Here is a 15,249-nt window from a genome sequence, read left to right as displayed (position 1 = left end):
TCATTCAAAAGAAGGAGGTGTGAGGCGTGGAAATTAAAAAAGCAAGCAATCGACATTATGGTATCGATGATAGTGGGAAGGAACAAGGAGAAGTTACTTTTTCGGAAAGAAACGATCACACCATTGTTATTGATCATACATATGTAGAGGAAGAAGCAAGAGGGACTGGACTTGCTGAACAACTAGTGGATTCGGTTGTGCAAGAGGTGAAAAGTCAAAATAAAAAAATTGTCCCAGCTTGTCCCTTTGTCGCTGCCCTATTTAAGAAGAAAGCAGAATATCGGGAAGTGCAAGCTTAAACCAAAAAAGTAGGCGACCCCTACTTTTTTTATTTGCTTCAATCAAGTGATTCCTCCCATGTAATGTTCAAATTTAAAACACTATCGTTAGATATGATAGGATGGTCTACCACTTAAATTTTTTAAGATGTGTTTGAATACATACAACCCATTCTAGGTTCTATAAAGGTCCTCTTATGGGGTAAATCTCCTCTCCCTTAAGGCATTGTTCCCGCTTCAAAAGATTTAATTTTACAGTAATATATTCTTAAAACAAAAGTATTGGTTATTTGTTCGACAGAATTCATCATTATTTTGAAGAAAAAAAGAGGTGATTCTTATATAAGAAGAGAATTATAGGCTAATAGTTTAGAATTTTTAGACTTTATAAGTTAAGTTAATTTTCTTACTATGATAAAAATTTAGAAAATGTTCAACAAAATAACGTGGTAATGCTTTAATTCGTATTTATTTTTTGTAAAGAATCTATTATAATATAATAATTCAATCTAATTGTTTATTGTTGTATAACAGAAAATTAAAGAGGAGGGAAAATGATGGAATGGCTACAGAACTTAATAAGCGTAGTAGGTAATTTTGTATGGGGGCCAGTAACCCTAGTATTGATAGTGGGAACGGGGATCTTCCTTACTTTTAGGTTAGGGTTTATCCAAATAAGGGAACTTCCGTATGCCTTAAAGCTTACTTTTAGTAAAAGTGATAAAAACAATAAAGATAAAGGGGATATATCCCACTTTCAATCTTTGATGACAGCAATGGCAGCCACACTTGGGATAGGAAATATTACCGGTGTAGCGACAGCAGTGATGCTTGGTGGGGTCGGTGCTTTATTCTGGATGTGGTTAGCTGCATTTTTTGGAATGGCGACAAAATACGGTGAAGCTATTTTAGCAGTTAAATACCGCGTGACGAATAGTAAAGGTGAAATCTCCGGGGGACCGATGTATTATATTGAAAAAGGTCTCGGCTGGAAATGGTTAGCTGTATTATTTGCTCTCTTTGGATTTTTGGCATCATTTGGAATTGGTAATATGACACAAGCAAATACTGTTGCTGGCTCATTTGAAGCCAATTTCGGGGTGAACCCATGGATTACGGGTGTTGTTCTAATGGTATTAACAGGATTAGTACTGTTAGGTGGAATTAAAGGAATTGGTCGAGTTACGGGTATATTCGTTCCTTTCATGGCATTATTTTATTTAGCTGGTGGACTTATTATTATCTTTATGAATATTACTGAAGTACCTCAAGCATTAGGTTTTATTATCTCTGAGGCCTTTAACCCATCCGCAGCAACTGGTGGTGCAGTCGGGATGGCCATTCGTTATGGTATCGCTCGTGGGGTATTCTCTAATGAAGCGGGGCTTGGTTCAGCACCCATCGCAGCCGCAGCGGCTAAAACAGATTATCCTGGTAGACAAGCGTTAGTTTCAATGACAGGAACATTTATTGATACAATTATTGTTTGTTCGATTACTGGTTTAACGATTGTATTAAGTGGTCTTTATGTCGGGCATGAAAATGCTTCTAGTTTAACGGGAGAAGCATTTGAATTCTTCTTACCTGGTGTAGGTAATATGCTTGTAGTTATTGGTATTATGTTCTTTGCTTATTCGACTATTATTGGTTGGTCTTATTATGGCGAGAAATGTTTTGGTTATTTATTTGGTGATCAAAATGCAGTGATATACAAGGTGCTGTTTGTCATAACAGTACTCATTGGCTCGGCTTTAGAGTTAGAAATGGTTTGGGGAATTGCTGATATCTTTAATGCACTAATGGCCTTACCAAACTTAATTGCTCTCTTGCTTCTATCTCCAGTCATTGTGGCTGAATCCCGGAAATTCACTGAGATTAGAAAAAAAGAGAAACAAGAAGAGAAGAAACAATCGATGGCAGGATAAGTTGTTGGTTTATTCATTGAAAGTTTAGCCTGACACCAAAATAATCATTTGAAAAAAATGCAACTGCTATCAATTAGAGTTGCATTTTTCCTTTATTTAGAAGCAATATCAAGAGCAGCTCTAATTGTACTAGCGGTTCTAAGCTTACTTGTAGGTCGATCGGCAAATGTAATTGATTTCTGTGCCATTGCCGGTTTGATTCCACATAATATCATAGACGTACCCATTAATGATAATACATTTGCTAGTTCAATAAATCTTTGCATAATTTCTTCATTATAAGTAGTTAATCCATTTACATCGATTAATAGGGTTTCAGCAAATGTATTCTCTAATGATTGCAATAATTGCGTTGTCATCTTATGGTAACGACTTTCATTCATCTCTCCAACTAAAGGGAGAACAGATACCTTATCTGTGAGTGGAATAATAGGTGTTTCAAGTTCTTCGATTCTCTGTAAGGACTGTAAATACTTTTGCTCGGCCTCTTTCTGTTCAGTTATATCATGTTGAACACCGATAAAAAAATGGGCTTCCTCCTCTTCCATATAAACCGAATCAATTGTTAAGTGATTCCAGAAAATATCGCCGTTCTTCTTATAATTTAGAACTTCACATTGTATGGATTCTTTTCTTGTTACTGCTTCTCTAATACGAGCAATGGTTTCATTACTTGTTTGCTCGCCTTGTAGAAAACGACAATTATTACCGATTACCTCCTCTTTGGTGTAACCTGTCATATCAGTAAAACCTTTAGAAGAATAGATAATAGGGTTATCATGCTTACTCGGATCGGTAATTAAAATACCAACGCGTGTATAATCAAGTGTCTTTAATATGAGTTCCATATTCATTTTATTCAGTGCTAACCCCACCTTTGGCAAATTTCCATCTATTTATTATCTCTTCCTTTTTGGCAAAAAACAAAGGAAAGACCTTTTTGTTTAAGTAGATGAAATAAAACTATATTCTGTTGTGGGTTTCGTTTATGTTTGATGTGGGTAAAAAGAACTACTAGCGTATGAAAGGGAGCATGTATGAATACAACAATTGGTTTTCAGGAAAATCATCAAGTGTTAGATAATAATGAAGTGTTAGCATCACTTGAGAGAAATTTAGCCATGATTGAGTTTAATTTGGATAGAGAAGTGATATGGGTTAACGATAATTTTGCCAGAGTACTGGGGTATCAGTCAGGAGAAATGGTAGGAATGGATCATCAGAATTTCTGTACTATTGAAGAGTTGAATGGTTCAACCTATCTTGAGCTATGGCGTAATTTGAGAAGGGGAAGAAAGTTTCAAGAGAAAATCAAAAGAGTGGGTAAGTTTGGCCAATTATTGTGGTTAGAAGCGACATATATTCCTGTTATAGGAACGAAAGGAGAGGTAAAGGGAGTTTTAAAAATTGCCACGGACATTACTGAAAGGGAGCAGCATACAAATGAGATGATCTCAAAATTAAAAATGGCGCCCACACATCTGGTTGAACTGGTATTATCTAACTCTAATGAAAAGGTATTAGCTTTAGAAACGTTGAAACAACAAATGAAGCTAATTGAAGAAACATCTAAACTTATTCGAAATATTGCATCTCAGACGAATTTATTGGCAATTAATGCTGCTATTGAGGCAGCTCATGCTGGTGAAAAAGGAAGAGGGTTTGCAGTTGTTGCCAAAGAAGTTAAAAAGCTATCTGTCTCAGCTGATAATGCGATGAAAGAAGTAAATATAAATATTGAGAATATTACAGAGCAAGTCGTGAATGTGTATGAGATAACTGATGAGCTAAAAGATATTGTTTCACGGACAAAAGATGATATAGATGAAACTTTACAGTCGTTTGCGCGATTGTCTAATTAGTATGGTCCACCAGATTTGGGTTTTTCAAAGTATTTTATTTCATTAATTAGTAGATAGATTAGAAAAGCTCACCAGATGGCGAGCTTTTTTTACTTGAAATCACAAATGGTATTTTTACAAGAGTCAGAGAACCAACAAGTGAGGAAGGTATTTAACCAGTTACTCTTTATGCATTTGTCTAAGCCAAATCGCAAGTTGCAATGTAATCGCATCGAGAGTATGCTGTGGGTTATATCCGGTTATTTCTTTGATTTTCTTTAGCCGATAAATGAGTGAGTTTCTATGGATAAATAAACTTTTCGCACATTCTCCAAGGTTTAAATTATTTGCAAACAAGCTTTCAAGTGTCTCAATTAGCTTCTCAGAAAGTCCATTCAGTACTCTTGTATAATAGTAAGTTTTAGATGCTTCACTCAGTTCATTCAGTAATGCTTGTGCTTCAATATCTTTAAAAGTAGCAAAAATAGAAGACTCTGCACTTAATGTTAAAGCCGAAATGGATTGCTGATAGGAATGTTGAATGTTATTGACAGTCTTCACATTGGAACCCAACCCAATTCTTGCAGTAAGTTGATTTTCTTCTATAAATGAAATGAAACTTTGATACCGATGAATGATTTGCTCCTCTGTTAACCCGGTATGAAGTATAAATTGTTGATTGATTCCTAGGAAACCAATCAATGTATTCTCTTTGGGAAAAAATCTTTCCACCCATTGGATGAAGTCATTTTTTTTCAATTTGGGCATATCTGTTTTAATGACTGACACTTGAAAGGGGGGCAAAAGATGAATCTCAAATAGTTTAAATCGTTGTTCAATCGATGAATCTTCAATTGAGTCCTGCAATAAATCATCGAATAAATGATCCTTCGCTTTTTGTTGCCACTCTAACTGATCTAAACTAAAGGATTGTTGAATCATCATCTCTGTAATCATTTTTACTAACTCACCAAATTCAAAAATTTCATCTGGGTCACCAGTAATGCCAATCACACCGATGATTTTTTTTTGAAAATGAATAGGTAGGTTAACACCGGGATATGAGTTTTTCCACTGTATATCCTTATCACTAATGGTGACAGCTCTACCAGTACGTAAAACTTCTGTTGCTCCCTCATGAATCATATTGATTCGATCGGGGTTACCAGATGCAATTATTTTGCCTCTATCATCCATAATGTTTATATTTCTATCCAGTCTAACCATGGTTTGCTTAACAATTTCTGCGGCAATTTCACGAGTTAACATATATGGCCCATCCTTATTCTCTTCATTTCGTTTGTTATATATCAGTAAAATAATATCACAATCTGTTTATAATAGATAAAAATTTAACCAAAATAATCTGTTTTTTTGTTCAATCATAACGATGACAAATAGTATGACACATAATTATAATAAGGATAACACAATAGATGTTAGGTGGCGAGTTTATGAAAGTAGTTATTGCACCTGATTCATATAAGGGTAGCTTATCGAGTGTTTCTGCTGCAGAAGCAATTGCTAAAGGTGTTAAGAAAGCGCTTCCTTCGTGCGAAGTTATTTCTGTTCCTGTAGCGGATGGTGGAGAAGGAACAATGGATAGTCTTGTTTCCGCAACGGGGGGGAAAAAGGTAAAAGTTAGTGTGATGGGTCCATTACACAAAAAGGTCGCGGCGGAGTATGGTGTACTCGGCGATGAAAAGACATGTGTTATTGAGATGGCGAGTGCCTCTGGTCTAGAGCTTATAGATAAAAGTGAACGCAATCCACTGATTGCTACAACTTTTGGCACAGGAGAATTAATTAAGAAAGCGTTAGATGATGGTTATCGCCATTTTATTTTAGCAGTTGGTGGAAGCGCTACCAATGATGGCGGAGCTGGTATGTTACAAGCTCTAGGGCTAAAAATAATGAACGATGCCGGAGATGAAATTGGTCTTGGTGGTGAAGCGCTAGGTGAAGTTACGTCTGTTCAATTAGACTCTCTTGATTCGCGGATTAAGGATTGTCAATTTCTAATCGCTTCTGATGTACAGAATCCGTTTATTGGTCCTAATGGTGCTTCCCATGTTTTTGGTCCTCAAAAAGGGGCAAGTCCTGAAGTGGTTGAGACGTTAGATCACTATATGGGTAACTGGGCAGATGTGATTGAGCATGCGACTAAAGTTCGCTTACATGATCGGCCGGGTGCAGGTGCAGCAGGAGGAATTGGTGGTGCTTTCCAAGCCTTTTTCAATGCAGATATGAAAAGAGGGATTGATCTTGTTATTGAGTACACTGGACTAAAGGAAAAAATGGTGAATGCCGATTGTGTATTTACTGGTGAAGGCCAGTGTGATTTTCAAACAGCCTCTGGTAAGACACCTATGGGTGTGGCAGAGGCAGCGAGAATAAATCATATTCCTGTCTTTGTTCTAGCGGGTTCTATTGGTAAAGGTATTGAAGAGTTATATGAATATGGCATTACTAGTGTCCACAGTTTAGTGACAAGTCCTATGGAGTTAGACGAGGCGATGGAGCGTTCAGCAGAATTGCTAGCGGATGCTGCTGAACGAGTAATGAGAACATTTATTGCGTTTCAAAGATAAATCCATTTTTAGGAGGGAAAAGAATGTTATTCTTCATCATTGCTATTGGGGTTTTAATTATCGTATTAGCGACAACAAAGTTTAAGATTCATCCATTTATGTCTTTACTAATAGGTGCTCTATTCGTTGGATTTGCATCAGGAATGCCATTTGATTTAATAGTTGAGAGCATTAATAGTGGATTTGGCGGTGTTATGACAAGTATCGGTCTTGTCATTGTGTTTGGAACAATTATTGGAGTGATCTTAGAAAAAGCAGGTGCGGCTTATCGAATGGCAGAGGTTGTGTTACGTATCGTGGGTCCAAAGAGACCACAGCTTGCCATGAGTATTATTGGTTTCATCGTTTCTATTCCAGTGTTCTGTGATTCTGGTTTTATTATTCTTAATAGTTTACGCCAGGCATTAGCTAAGAGAGCTAAAGTAACGATGGCTTCAATGTCTGTAGCACTAGCTACAGGATTATATGCCACTCATACACTTGTACCACCAACACCAGGCCCAATTGCCGCTGCGGGAAATATTGGTGCAGAAGCCTATTTAGGAACAGTGATTTTAATTGGTTTTATTGTGGCCATTCCTGCTGCTGCCATTGGTTATCTTTGGTCAGTTAAAGTAGCAACAAAAATTGAAGTTCCAGAGGATCGTAACACAGAAGAATTCGATTATGATAAGGTTGTCGCTTCATTTGGTAAGATGCCTTCGACTTTTCAAGCGTTCTTCCCAATTATTTTACCCATTCTATTAATCGGTTTAGGTTCAATTGTTGCCGTTCTGGGATACGAAGGTTGGTTTGCACAATTTATTGGTTTCTTAGGTACACCAGTTATAGCATTGTTCATAGGTATTCTCGCTGCTCTACCATTATTACCTCAATTTAATGAGGAAACATTAACTAATTGGGTTGGTAAAGGATTATTAGATGCCGCGCCAGTACTTTTAATTACCGGAGCAGGCGGGGTTTTTGGAACAGTAATCAAAAACTCTGGTGTTGCGGATATTATTCAAGGTTGGGACATTTCCGATATGTTTACGGGTGCGCTTTTCTTGATTATCCCTTTCTTGATTGCCGCAGCATTAAAGTCAGCACAAGGTTCATCAACTACAGCATTAGTACTAACATCTTCATTAATTGCCCCAATGCTTCCGGTTGTCGGTATTGAAGGAGCAGTACCGCTAGCATTAGTTGTAATGGCTATTGGAGCGGGTGCAATGACCGTTAGTCATGTGAACGATAGTTACTTCTGGGTTGTTACACAATTTACTGGTATGAAGGTAACAGATGCTTACAAAGCTCAAACGATGGCGACATTATTACAAGGACTTGTTTCTATCATCGTAGCAATGATTTTGTGGGTTATTTTAGTATAAGAAGAAAATCCGAACAGTCACTCGAATGCCTTTTTTAGGGTTCGTGTGCGTTCGGATTTTTACACCTTTAAACGGATGTTCTTAGTCAATTTTCATTTTCTTATGCAGAGGACGTTCCTTTTCATAAATGTCACATCTCGTTTGATTGCGCAATAAGCTTATTAATTTCCTGATTTAATGTTTCAAGGAAAATATCTGTCAGTCGGTTTATATGTTTTTTCTTTAAATGAACCCAGCCGTAGTGAACTCTTTCTTCTTTTAATTCTTGTATTTTCACCCCGGTAATCCCATCAATATGCTGAAATGAATAATCAAGTCCAATCGTTATTGCATTACCACTAGATACCCATTGGGTAATTGCATTTGTATGATTGGTTTTTACAACTAGATTTCTTTGGCTATTGTTATCAAGAAGCTGTTTGATCGTCTGATTAAGGTAAGCATCTTGATATAAAATAATGGGATATCTTGATAAATCCTTTTTTGAAATAAAAGGCTTTTCAGCAAGTGTGGAATGAGCTTGTACGCCAGCAACCATATAGCCTTCTAGCAGTGGTTCAAAGTGGAATTTATCTTCATTTACTTCAGAAGATGGTCCAACAACAAGCATACCCACGTCCATTTCTTCGTTGATTAGTTTTTCTGTTATCTCCTTTGGTCCTAACTCTTGAAGCTCTATGGAGACATTTGGATGTTCTTTCTTAAATGAAAATACAGCGGCAAGTAAAGCGTTTGAAGGACCTGGTATTGTAGAAATACGAAGATGTCCTTGGAGTTTTTCTGTTTGCGCTTGTGCGAATGTTTGAAACTCTTTCGTCATCTTCATGATTTCTTCTGCCTTTTCAATTAATAGAGCGCCTTCAGCAGTTAAATGGGCACCAGAACGGGAGCGTTTAAACAACATCAACCCTAGCTCGGTCTCTAAACTACTGATGGATTGACTTAATGCCGATATAGAAAGGAAAAGTTCATGAGCTGCCACAGTGAATGATTGTGTTTTTGCCACAGTTGAAAAATGTTTTAGTTGATCAAAGGTCATTTACTATCACCTAGTTTTTATGGATTCAAAATTAGTATACTGTTAATTCGACGATTCTATCTATATATTTTTGAGCAGGTTTTTATAGAGCGTTTTGTGTTAAAATAAATATGTTATAGGTAAAAAGAATGTGTTTCGTTGTAATTAATTGAGAATTTAGAACTAGATTAGAGCAATTGTGTTTATAGAGAGAAAGTAAATAATATCCTTAAAAAGGAGTAGACAATTGAATGAAGCAACGAATAAGCAAGTAACCAAAACACGTGAGATTGTGTGTAGTGCTTTAATGGATTTGATGAATCAATTTCAATTTCGTGAAATAAAAATATCAGCAATTACGAAACAAGCAGGGATTGCACGAATAACTTTTTATAGAAATTTTGGCACAAAAGAAGATATTATACGCATCTATTTACGTCAATTGTATAGAGATTTATTCAATATGAGGAAGAAACAAGATAATCTAACTATAGCGCAAATGATCCATATGATGTTTATGATCACAGAACTACAAAAACCAGTATTGAGAAAGCTATTTGCACATGATTTGGAATACTTAGTTATGGAAGAATTCATTGAAATGATCGAAGAGGGGCTAGCGGAAGTTTTCACTGACGTTGATATTGCAGAATACTTAATTCAATTTCAAATTGGCGGGTTCACCAAAATTATACTAAACTGGGTAAAAGAGGATTGCGAGAAAAATGCTACTCATTTTTGTAATCAAATCACGAACTTGATGAATCATTATCAATTAAATACAAAAAACTAATAAGCATTCATCAATAAAGCAACTCTAACAATCTTTATTATTGAAAGATAGTAAATATCGTTAGGGTTGCTTTTTATTTTTAATACTTTATTGTATTATTTAAATAAAATAATCTGTATAGATAGATTATTAGTATAATTGAATTTTTTACAAATAAACTGAACAGCTTAGATAAGGAGGGGTGTAAATTGAAATGGCATTTTTGTCCGTTGGGAGACCAAGCTCTTCTTATAGAATTAGGGGATCAGATTTCATCTGAAACCCAACAAAAAATTCAAATGTTCTCGAATTTTCTCGAGGATCAACGCTTACCGTGGATGAAGGAATGCATTCCAGCTTACACGAATATTGCGGTATTTTATGACATTTGGAAGGTTAGTCAATTATGCGATAAAGAACAACTACCTTATGAATTTGTATGCGCAGAACTGAATGAATTATTAAAATCTGTGGATACACAAAATCGCCTATCTTCCAGGAAAATTGACATTCCTGTCTGTTATGGTGGAGAATTTGGTCCCGATTTACATGAGGTTGCCCGGTTAAATCACCTAACACCAGATGAAGTAATCGAAATTCACTCAGCTGGTGATTATTTGGTCCATATGATTGGTTTTGCCCCGGGGTTTCCATTCATTGGAGGGATGTCTGATAAGATTGCTGCACCTAGGAGGAAATCACCAAGGCTACAAATTCCAGCTCGGACTGTTGGGATTGCAGGGATGCAAACAGGTGTATATCCTATTGAAACACCTGGAGGTTGGCAATTGATTGGAAGGACGCCAATCGAATTATTTACACCACAGGAAGAAATGCCAACTTTGTTAAGGGCTGGCGATCGCATTCAATTTAAGCCAATTAGCTTTGATGAGTATAAGCAATTGGAGGCTGAACAGTCATGATAGAGATTAAGAAACCAGGTTTATTATCGACCCTACAAGATCTTGGCCGAACAGGATACCAGAAATATGGTGTAATCGCCAGTGGTGTCATGGATCAAGATGCTCATAAGATTGCGAATATGCTTGTCGGGAACTCCGAAGAACAACCTACATTAGAAATGACATTAATCGGCCCACGAATTGTTTTTCACGAAGATTGTTTGATTAGTCTTTGTGGTGGAGATATCGGTCCGCAAATTAATGGACAGCAAGTAAGTCTGTGGAAACCTATTTGGGTAAATGCCGGAAGTGAGCTAACATTCGCCTCGTATAAAGAGGGCTGTCGTACTTATTTAGCCATTGCTGGTGGTTTTGATGTCGAGTTGGTCATGGATAGTTATGCTACTTATTTACGTGCACATATTGGTGGACATAATGGGCGCGCGCTTCAAAAAGGCGATCGATTAACTGTAAAAGAGAAGAGTAGCTTATCGAAAAAAATGATCGCTTCATTAAAACAATCTGACAAGCCATTTGTTGAAGCAAAATGGCATATACCGATTCAGATGAGAAGACCCTCTAATCAAAGAATTAGAGTCATTGAAGGGAAGCAATTTTCTCTTTTTAATAAAGAAAGCAAAATAGCATTATTCAATAACCCTTATAAGGTAGCTTCACAATCGGATCGAATGGGATATCGCCTGAATGGTAGTGCACTCGCATTATCAGAAGAGAAAGAAATGATCTCAGAGGCTGTTGCTATGGGGACCATTCAAGTACCTCCCGATGGGCAACCAATCATCTTAATGGCTGATAGGCAAACGGCTGGGGGATACCCGAAGATTGGGCAGGTGGCATCCATCGATTTACATGTATTGGCTCAAACAAAGCCTGGAGAAGAGGTATATTTTGAAAAAATATCTTTTACAGAAGCTCAAAAGCTCTTTATTCAAAAGGAGCAAAGGCTCTATGAGTATAAAAGGAGTATCCAAATAAAATATCAATAGGGGGATAACGATGATAAAGATTGATTTAAACTGTGATTTAGGTGAGAGTTTTGGAAACTATTCAATTGGTAATGATGAAGAAATATTAAATTATGTGACCAGTGCAAATATTGCTTGTGGCTTTCATGCAGGTGATGCAACAACGATGCGTAAGACAGTGAAACTGGCATTAGAGAAAAAAGTGGGGATTGGTGCTCATCCAGGAACACAAGACTTAGTTGGCTTTGGTAGAAGAGAAATGAATATCTCCCCTCAAGAAGCGTATGATATTGTTGTCTACCAAATTGGCGCATTGTCCGCTTTTGTTCATTCTGAGGGAGGAAAGTTGCAACATGTTAAACCACACGGAGCCCTTTTCAATATGGCAGCAAAAGACGCTCAGTTGTCTGAAGCTATTGCAGAAGCGGTGTACAAAGTCGATCCAGAATTAATTTTGTTTGGCTTAGCTGGTAGCGAGCTAGTAAAAGCGGGTGCGAAGATAGGTTTAAAAACGGCAAGTGAAGTATTCTCTGACCGTACGTATCAAGATGACGGTTCCTTGACTTCAAGGAGAGAATCAAATGCATTAATTACCGAGCAAGAGGTAGCGGTCGCACAGGTCGTTCGTATGGTAAAGGAAGGGAAAGTAGCGTCTGTAAGTGGAAAGGATGTTGACATCTTAGCAGATACTGTTTGTATTCATGGTGACGGCAAACATGCATTGGCATTTGCTAAACTCATTCATGCGACTCTACAAAAAGAAAATATACAAGTGAGACGAATAGGAGAAGCTTAATGAAAACACAATCAACTAGAAGTATTATTTTAGGTGCAGCCTTCCTAATGGCTACTTCAGCAATAGGGCCGGGCTTTTTAACACAAACAACTGTTTTTACAGAAAAACTAGCAGCAAGCTTTGGGTTTGTTATTTTAGTATCAATTATCATAGATATCGGAGCACAATTAAATATTTGGCGAATTTTAGCCGTCTCAGAAAAGAAAGCCCAAGATATCGCTAATCAGGTTTTACCTGGATTAGGTTATTTCTTGGCCTTACTCATAGTGATGGGGGGACTGGCTTTTAATATCGGTAATATTGCTGGAGCTGGACTTGGAACGAATGTATTATTTGGTGTTTCTCCAGAATTAGGCGCTTTATTAAGTGGATTAGTTGCTATTGGTATTTTTGTTGTCAGAGAAGCAGGAAAGCTAATGGACCGTTTCACACAAGTGCTAGGGTTTGTCATGATTGGATTGATGGTTTATGTCATGTTTACTGCCTCTCCTCCAGTTGGTGAAGCTGTGACACGTACATTTGTACCTGAAACGATTGATATTTTAGCTATTGTTACACTAGTAGGAGGAACAGTCGGTGGTTACATTACCTTTGCCGGTGGGCATCGTTTATTAGATGCTGGTATTAAAGGGAAAGAAGCTTTACCACAAGTAACAAGAAGTGCAGTGAGTGCCATTGGAATTGCTTCATTAATGAGAATTTTCCTTTTCTTAGCTGCTTTAGGGATTGTTTCTCAAGGGTTAACTTTAAACCCTGATAATCCAGCAGCATCCGTGTTTCAGCATGCTGCCGGTAATGTTGGCTATAAAATATTTGGTGTGATTATGTGGGCAGCAGCGGTTACATCTGTCGTTGGTGCGGCCTATACATCCGTTTCATTTATTCGGACATTCACCCATTTCATTGATAAAAATGCGAAATGGTTTACAGTAGGTTTTATCGCAATATCTACCCTTGTATTTGTTATTATTGGACAACCAGTGAAAATTCTCGTATTAGTTGGTTCATTAAATGGACTAATTTTGCCTATCGCTCTAGGTGTGATGTTAATTGCTGCACATAAGGCGAAGATTGTTGGCGATTATAAACATCCTTTATGGTTAACCTTGTTTGGACTACTAATTGTCATTGTTATGGCATTAATGGGCGGTTACTCTTTAATTAATGGGATTCCACAATTGTTTGAATAATAGCTTGAAAGGTGTGAATAAGTTTGAATTTAACAACAGTAAGTCCTGAAGAAGCACGTAAGCAGATTAGGGACGGTTATTGGAAGCAGCCTACTGCTGGCATTGCTAATGGCTTTATCCAAGCGAATTTAGCTGTATTACCAAAAGAACTTGCCTTTGACTTTTTATTATTTTGTCAAAGAAACCAAAAGCCTTGTCCGATTATAGATGTAACAGAGGTCGGATCAGTTATACCAAAGTTAGCCGCACCAAACGGCAATATTATGACAGATATTCCTAAGTACCGTATATATAAGCATGGAGAACTTGTGGATGAGGTGCAGGATGCAACCGGTTATTGGCGTACAGATATGGTTGGCTTCCTAATTGGATGTAGCTTTACTTTTGAAGAAGCGCTTTTAAATAATCATATTCCAATCAGACATATTGAAGAAAACTGCAATGTGCCTATGTATGAAACTAATATTGAATGTGTAAAATCTGGTATGTTTGAAGGCCCGATGGTGGTAAGTATGAGACCAATGAAAGAAGCGGATGCGATAAGGGCTATTCAAGTAACGAGTCGCTTTCCTTCAGTCCACGGTGCCCCGGTACATTTAGGAAATCCTGAAAAAATAGGGATTAAAGATATTAACAAGCCTGAGTTCGGAGATGCGGTTACCATTAAAGATGGAGAAGTTCCTGTATTTTGGGCATGTGGCGTAACCCCACAAGCAGTGGCGATGCGGGCAAAACCAGAGATTATGATTACGCATGCACCTGGTCATATGTTTATTACAGATGTGTTAAATGAACAATATGCAATCATGTAAGAAAGGGCTTCTATGGAGTTACCAAACTATTTGCAGTCTCATTTTCCAGGATTAAAACTAATGCCAAGTATTTATCAGCAATGGAATATCGGTATTCCTTTCACGTTCGCTGAAGAAATCTACCAATTTAACGAACAAGGTCAGTTAAATATGGATAGATTTGAGCTTGTTTATGAACAGGCAACAACTCTTTTTAATGAGTTATTTGCTAGCGAGGATGAAGTGATGCTAGTGACTAATATGTATAAAATGGTTGAAAAAGAAAAGAGAACGAGAAAATTAAAGGTTTACCAATCTCATTTGAAGCAACGTAAAAAGTTGTATCAACTTCAGGTGGAAACCATGCCTTACCCTTTTGAAGCGGAGGATGCAGACGCATACCAATTACAACAATTCTCTTTATTATGTCAGTGCCGAGACATACAAATAGAATCACTTATAAAAGCAGCTGCTCATGAAGACTTTCCTTTAAAACCACGTTTTGGTGGTTATCATGTCAATTATCCAGATGTTTTCTTTATTAATTTAACGAGAGATGTCATCTTTTTCATATACGATGATCGTGGTTGTGAAGTAATTGCCCGCAATGTTCAGATACTGAGGCAGCTATATGAAAAGTATGGTAACTGGATTGATGAAGTCGATCGAGCAGATGTGGTTCAAAGATTGGGTATGGAGAAAGATGTATTATAACAACGGTTATGAAGTCCTGCTTAATTATACTCGAGTGGTGTGCATGCTGAATTGTGCACACCACTCGGGTAATTT

Annotated in this window: 15 protein-coding genes; 12 read left to right on the top strand and 3 right to left on the bottom strand. The window is 37.2% G+C overall.

Annotated elements, in window-relative coordinates; genetic code table 11:
* The first annotated feature begins 26 nt into the window (after positions 1-26).
* Both MKY26_RS16895 and MKY26_RS16890 read left to right on the top strand, forming a co-directional pair.
* Positions 27-299 (top strand): GNAT family N-acetyltransferase, encoded by a 273-nt coding sequence (locus MKY26_RS16895; RefSeq protein ID WP_095371413.1) that lies wholly within the window; start codon positions 27-29, stop codon positions 297-299.
* A 533-nt stretch (positions 300-832) separates the two neighbouring features.
* Complete coding sequence (locus tag MKY26_RS16890; protein ID WP_095371414.1) at positions 833-2,203, top strand: alanine/glycine:cation symporter family protein; 1,371 nt, start codon at positions 833-835, stop codon at positions 2,201-2,203.
* Positions 2,204-2,295: 92 nt separating this feature from the next.
* Here the strand turns inward: MKY26_RS16890 and MKY26_RS16885 are convergent, their stop codons facing one another.
* Positions 2,296-3,057 carry an STAS domain-containing protein gene (locus MKY26_RS16885; RefSeq protein ID WP_341058314.1) on the bottom strand — a complete coding sequence of 254 codons (762 nt, stop codon included), beginning with the start codon at positions 3,055-3,057 and terminating at the stop codon, positions 2,296-2,298.
* A gap of 183 nt (positions 3,058-3,240) precedes the next feature.
* Between MKY26_RS16885 and MKY26_RS16880 the strand changes: the two genes are divergently transcribed.
* On the top strand, positions 3,241-4,065 hold the full coding sequence (locus MKY26_RS16880) for a methyl-accepting chemotaxis protein (RefSeq protein WP_341098210.1): 825 nt from the start codon (positions 3,241-3,243) through the stop codon (positions 4,063-4,065).
* Positions 4,066-4,224: 159 nt separating this feature from the next.
* On the opposite strand, the gene MKY26_RS16875 is transcribed toward MKY26_RS16880, so the two are convergent.
* On the bottom strand, positions 4,225-5,313 hold the full coding sequence (locus MKY26_RS16875) for a CdaR family transcriptional regulator (protein ID WP_095371417.1): 1,089 nt from the start codon (positions 5,311-5,313) through the stop codon (positions 4,225-4,227).
* Between the two features lie 185 nt (positions 5,314-5,498).
* Here MKY26_RS16875 and MKY26_RS16870 point away from each other — a divergent pair, with 185 nt between their 5' ends.
* Positions 5,499-6,635: a glycerate kinase gene (locus tag MKY26_RS16870; RefSeq protein ID WP_095371418.1), complete on the top strand. Its 1,137-nt coding sequence runs from the start codon at positions 5,499-5,501 to the stop codon at positions 6,633-6,635.
* Positions 6,636-6,658: 23 nt separating this feature from the next.
* Positions 6,659-8,005, top strand: coding sequence for a GntP family permease (locus tag MKY26_RS16865; RefSeq protein WP_095371419.1), 1,347 nt, complete (start codon positions 6,659-6,661; stop codon positions 8,003-8,005).
* A gap of 130 nt (positions 8,006-8,135) precedes the next feature.
* On the opposite strand, the gene MKY26_RS16860 is transcribed toward MKY26_RS16865, so the two are convergent.
* Positions 8,136-9,044, bottom strand: a complete 909-nt coding sequence (locus tag MKY26_RS16860; protein ID WP_095371420.1) for a LysR family transcriptional regulator — start codon at positions 9,042-9,044, stop codon at positions 8,136-8,138.
* Positions 9,045-9,270: 226 nt separating this feature from the next.
* On the opposite strand from MKY26_RS16860, the gene MKY26_RS16855 reads away from it, so the two are divergent.
* From MKY26_RS16855 to MKY26_RS16825, 7 genes are all read left to right on the top strand, one after another.
* Entirely contained in the window at positions 9,271-9,816 is a 546-nt protein-coding gene (locus MKY26_RS16855; RefSeq protein ID WP_095371421.1) for a TetR/AcrR family transcriptional regulator, read from the top strand.
* Positions 9,817-10,004: 188 nt separating this feature from the next.
* Positions 10,005-10,718 (top strand): 5-oxoprolinase subunit PxpB, encoded by a 714-nt coding sequence (gene pxpB / locus MKY26_RS16850; protein ID WP_095371422.1) that lies wholly within the window; start codon positions 10,005-10,007, stop codon positions 10,716-10,718.
* Complete coding sequence (locus MKY26_RS16845; RefSeq protein ID WP_341098204.1) at positions 10,715-11,704, top strand: 5-oxoprolinase subunit C family protein; 990 nt, start codon at positions 10,715-10,717, stop codon at positions 11,702-11,704. Before pxpB ends, MKY26_RS16845 begins: the two co-directional genes overlap by 4 nt.
* 10 nt (positions 11,705-11,714) lie before the next feature.
* The gene (locus MKY26_RS16840; protein ID WP_095371424.1) at positions 11,715-12,479 is read left to right on the top strand and encodes a LamB/YcsF family protein; all 765 of its coding nucleotides are present in this window, start codon (positions 11,715-11,717) and stop codon (positions 12,477-12,479) included.
* Entirely contained in the window at positions 12,479-13,669 is a 1,191-nt protein-coding gene (locus tag MKY26_RS16835; RefSeq protein ID WP_095371425.1) for an NRAMP family divalent metal transporter, read from the top strand. The genes MKY26_RS16840 and MKY26_RS16835 overlap by 1 nt, the downstream gene beginning before the upstream one ends.
* Before the next feature lie 23 nt (positions 13,670-13,692).
* The gene (locus MKY26_RS16830; protein ID WP_341098203.1) at positions 13,693-14,481 is read left to right on the top strand and encodes a putative hydro-lyase; all 789 of its coding nucleotides are present in this window, start codon (positions 13,693-13,695) and stop codon (positions 14,479-14,481) included.
* 12 nt (positions 14,482-14,493) lie between these two features.
* The gene (locus MKY26_RS16825; protein WP_095371427.1) at positions 14,494-15,174 is read left to right on the top strand and encodes a DUF3885 domain-containing protein; all 681 of its coding nucleotides are present in this window, start codon (positions 14,494-14,496) and stop codon (positions 15,172-15,174) included.
* Positions 15,175-15,249: the final 75 nt, after the last annotated feature.

Origin of the sequence: Cytobacillus sp. FSL R7-0680 (genome assembly GCF_038009245.1) — a bacterium.
Classification (GTDB): Bacteria; Bacillota; Bacilli; order Bacillales; family Cytobacillaceae; genus Cytobacillus; species Cytobacillus kochii.
Note: the sequence above shows the minus strand (reverse complement) of the source record. Positions and strands in the feature narration are given on the sequence as shown.

Excerpts from the sequence above, each read along its gene's own strand:
- MKY26_RS16835 (WP_095371425.1), top strand. The coding sequence starts at position 12,479 with ATGAAAACACAATCAACTAGAAGTATTATTTTAGGTGCAGCCTTCCTA.
- MKY26_RS16870 (WP_095371418.1), top strand. The coding sequence starts at position 5,499 with ATGAAAGTAGTTATTGCACCTGATTCATATAAGGGTAGCTTATCGAGT.
- MKY26_RS16845 (WP_341098204.1), top strand. The coding sequence starts at position 10,715 with ATGATAGAGATTAAGAAACCAGGTTTATTATCGACCCTACAAGATCTT.
- MKY26_RS16865 (WP_095371419.1), top strand. The coding sequence starts at position 6,659 with ATGTTATTCTTCATCATTGCTATTGGGGTTTTAATTATCGTATTAGCG.
- MKY26_RS16840 (WP_095371424.1), top strand. The coding sequence starts at position 11,715 with ATGATAAAGATTGATTTAAACTGTGATTTAGGTGAGAGTTTTGGAAAC.
- MKY26_RS16890 (WP_095371414.1), top strand. The coding sequence starts at position 833 with ATGATGGAATGGCTACAGAACTTAATAAGCGTAGTAGGTAATTTTGTA.
- MKY26_RS16825 (WP_095371427.1), top strand. The coding sequence starts at position 14,494 with ATGGAGTTACCAAACTATTTGCAGTCTCATTTTCCAGGATTAAAACTA.
- MKY26_RS16860 (WP_095371420.1), bottom strand. The coding sequence starts at position 9,044 with ATGACCTTTGATCAACTAAAACATTTTTCAACTGTGGCAAAAACACAA.
- MKY26_RS16880 (WP_341098210.1), top strand. The coding sequence starts at position 3,241 with ATGAATACAACAATTGGTTTTCAGGAAAATCATCAAGTGTTAGATAAT.
- MKY26_RS16885 (WP_341058314.1), bottom strand. The coding sequence starts at position 3,057 with ATGAATATGGAACTCATATTAAAGACACTTGATTATACACGCGTTGGT.
- MKY26_RS16875 (WP_095371417.1), bottom strand. The coding sequence starts at position 5,313 with ATGTTAACTCGTGAAATTGCCGCAGAAATTGTTAAGCAAACCATGGTT.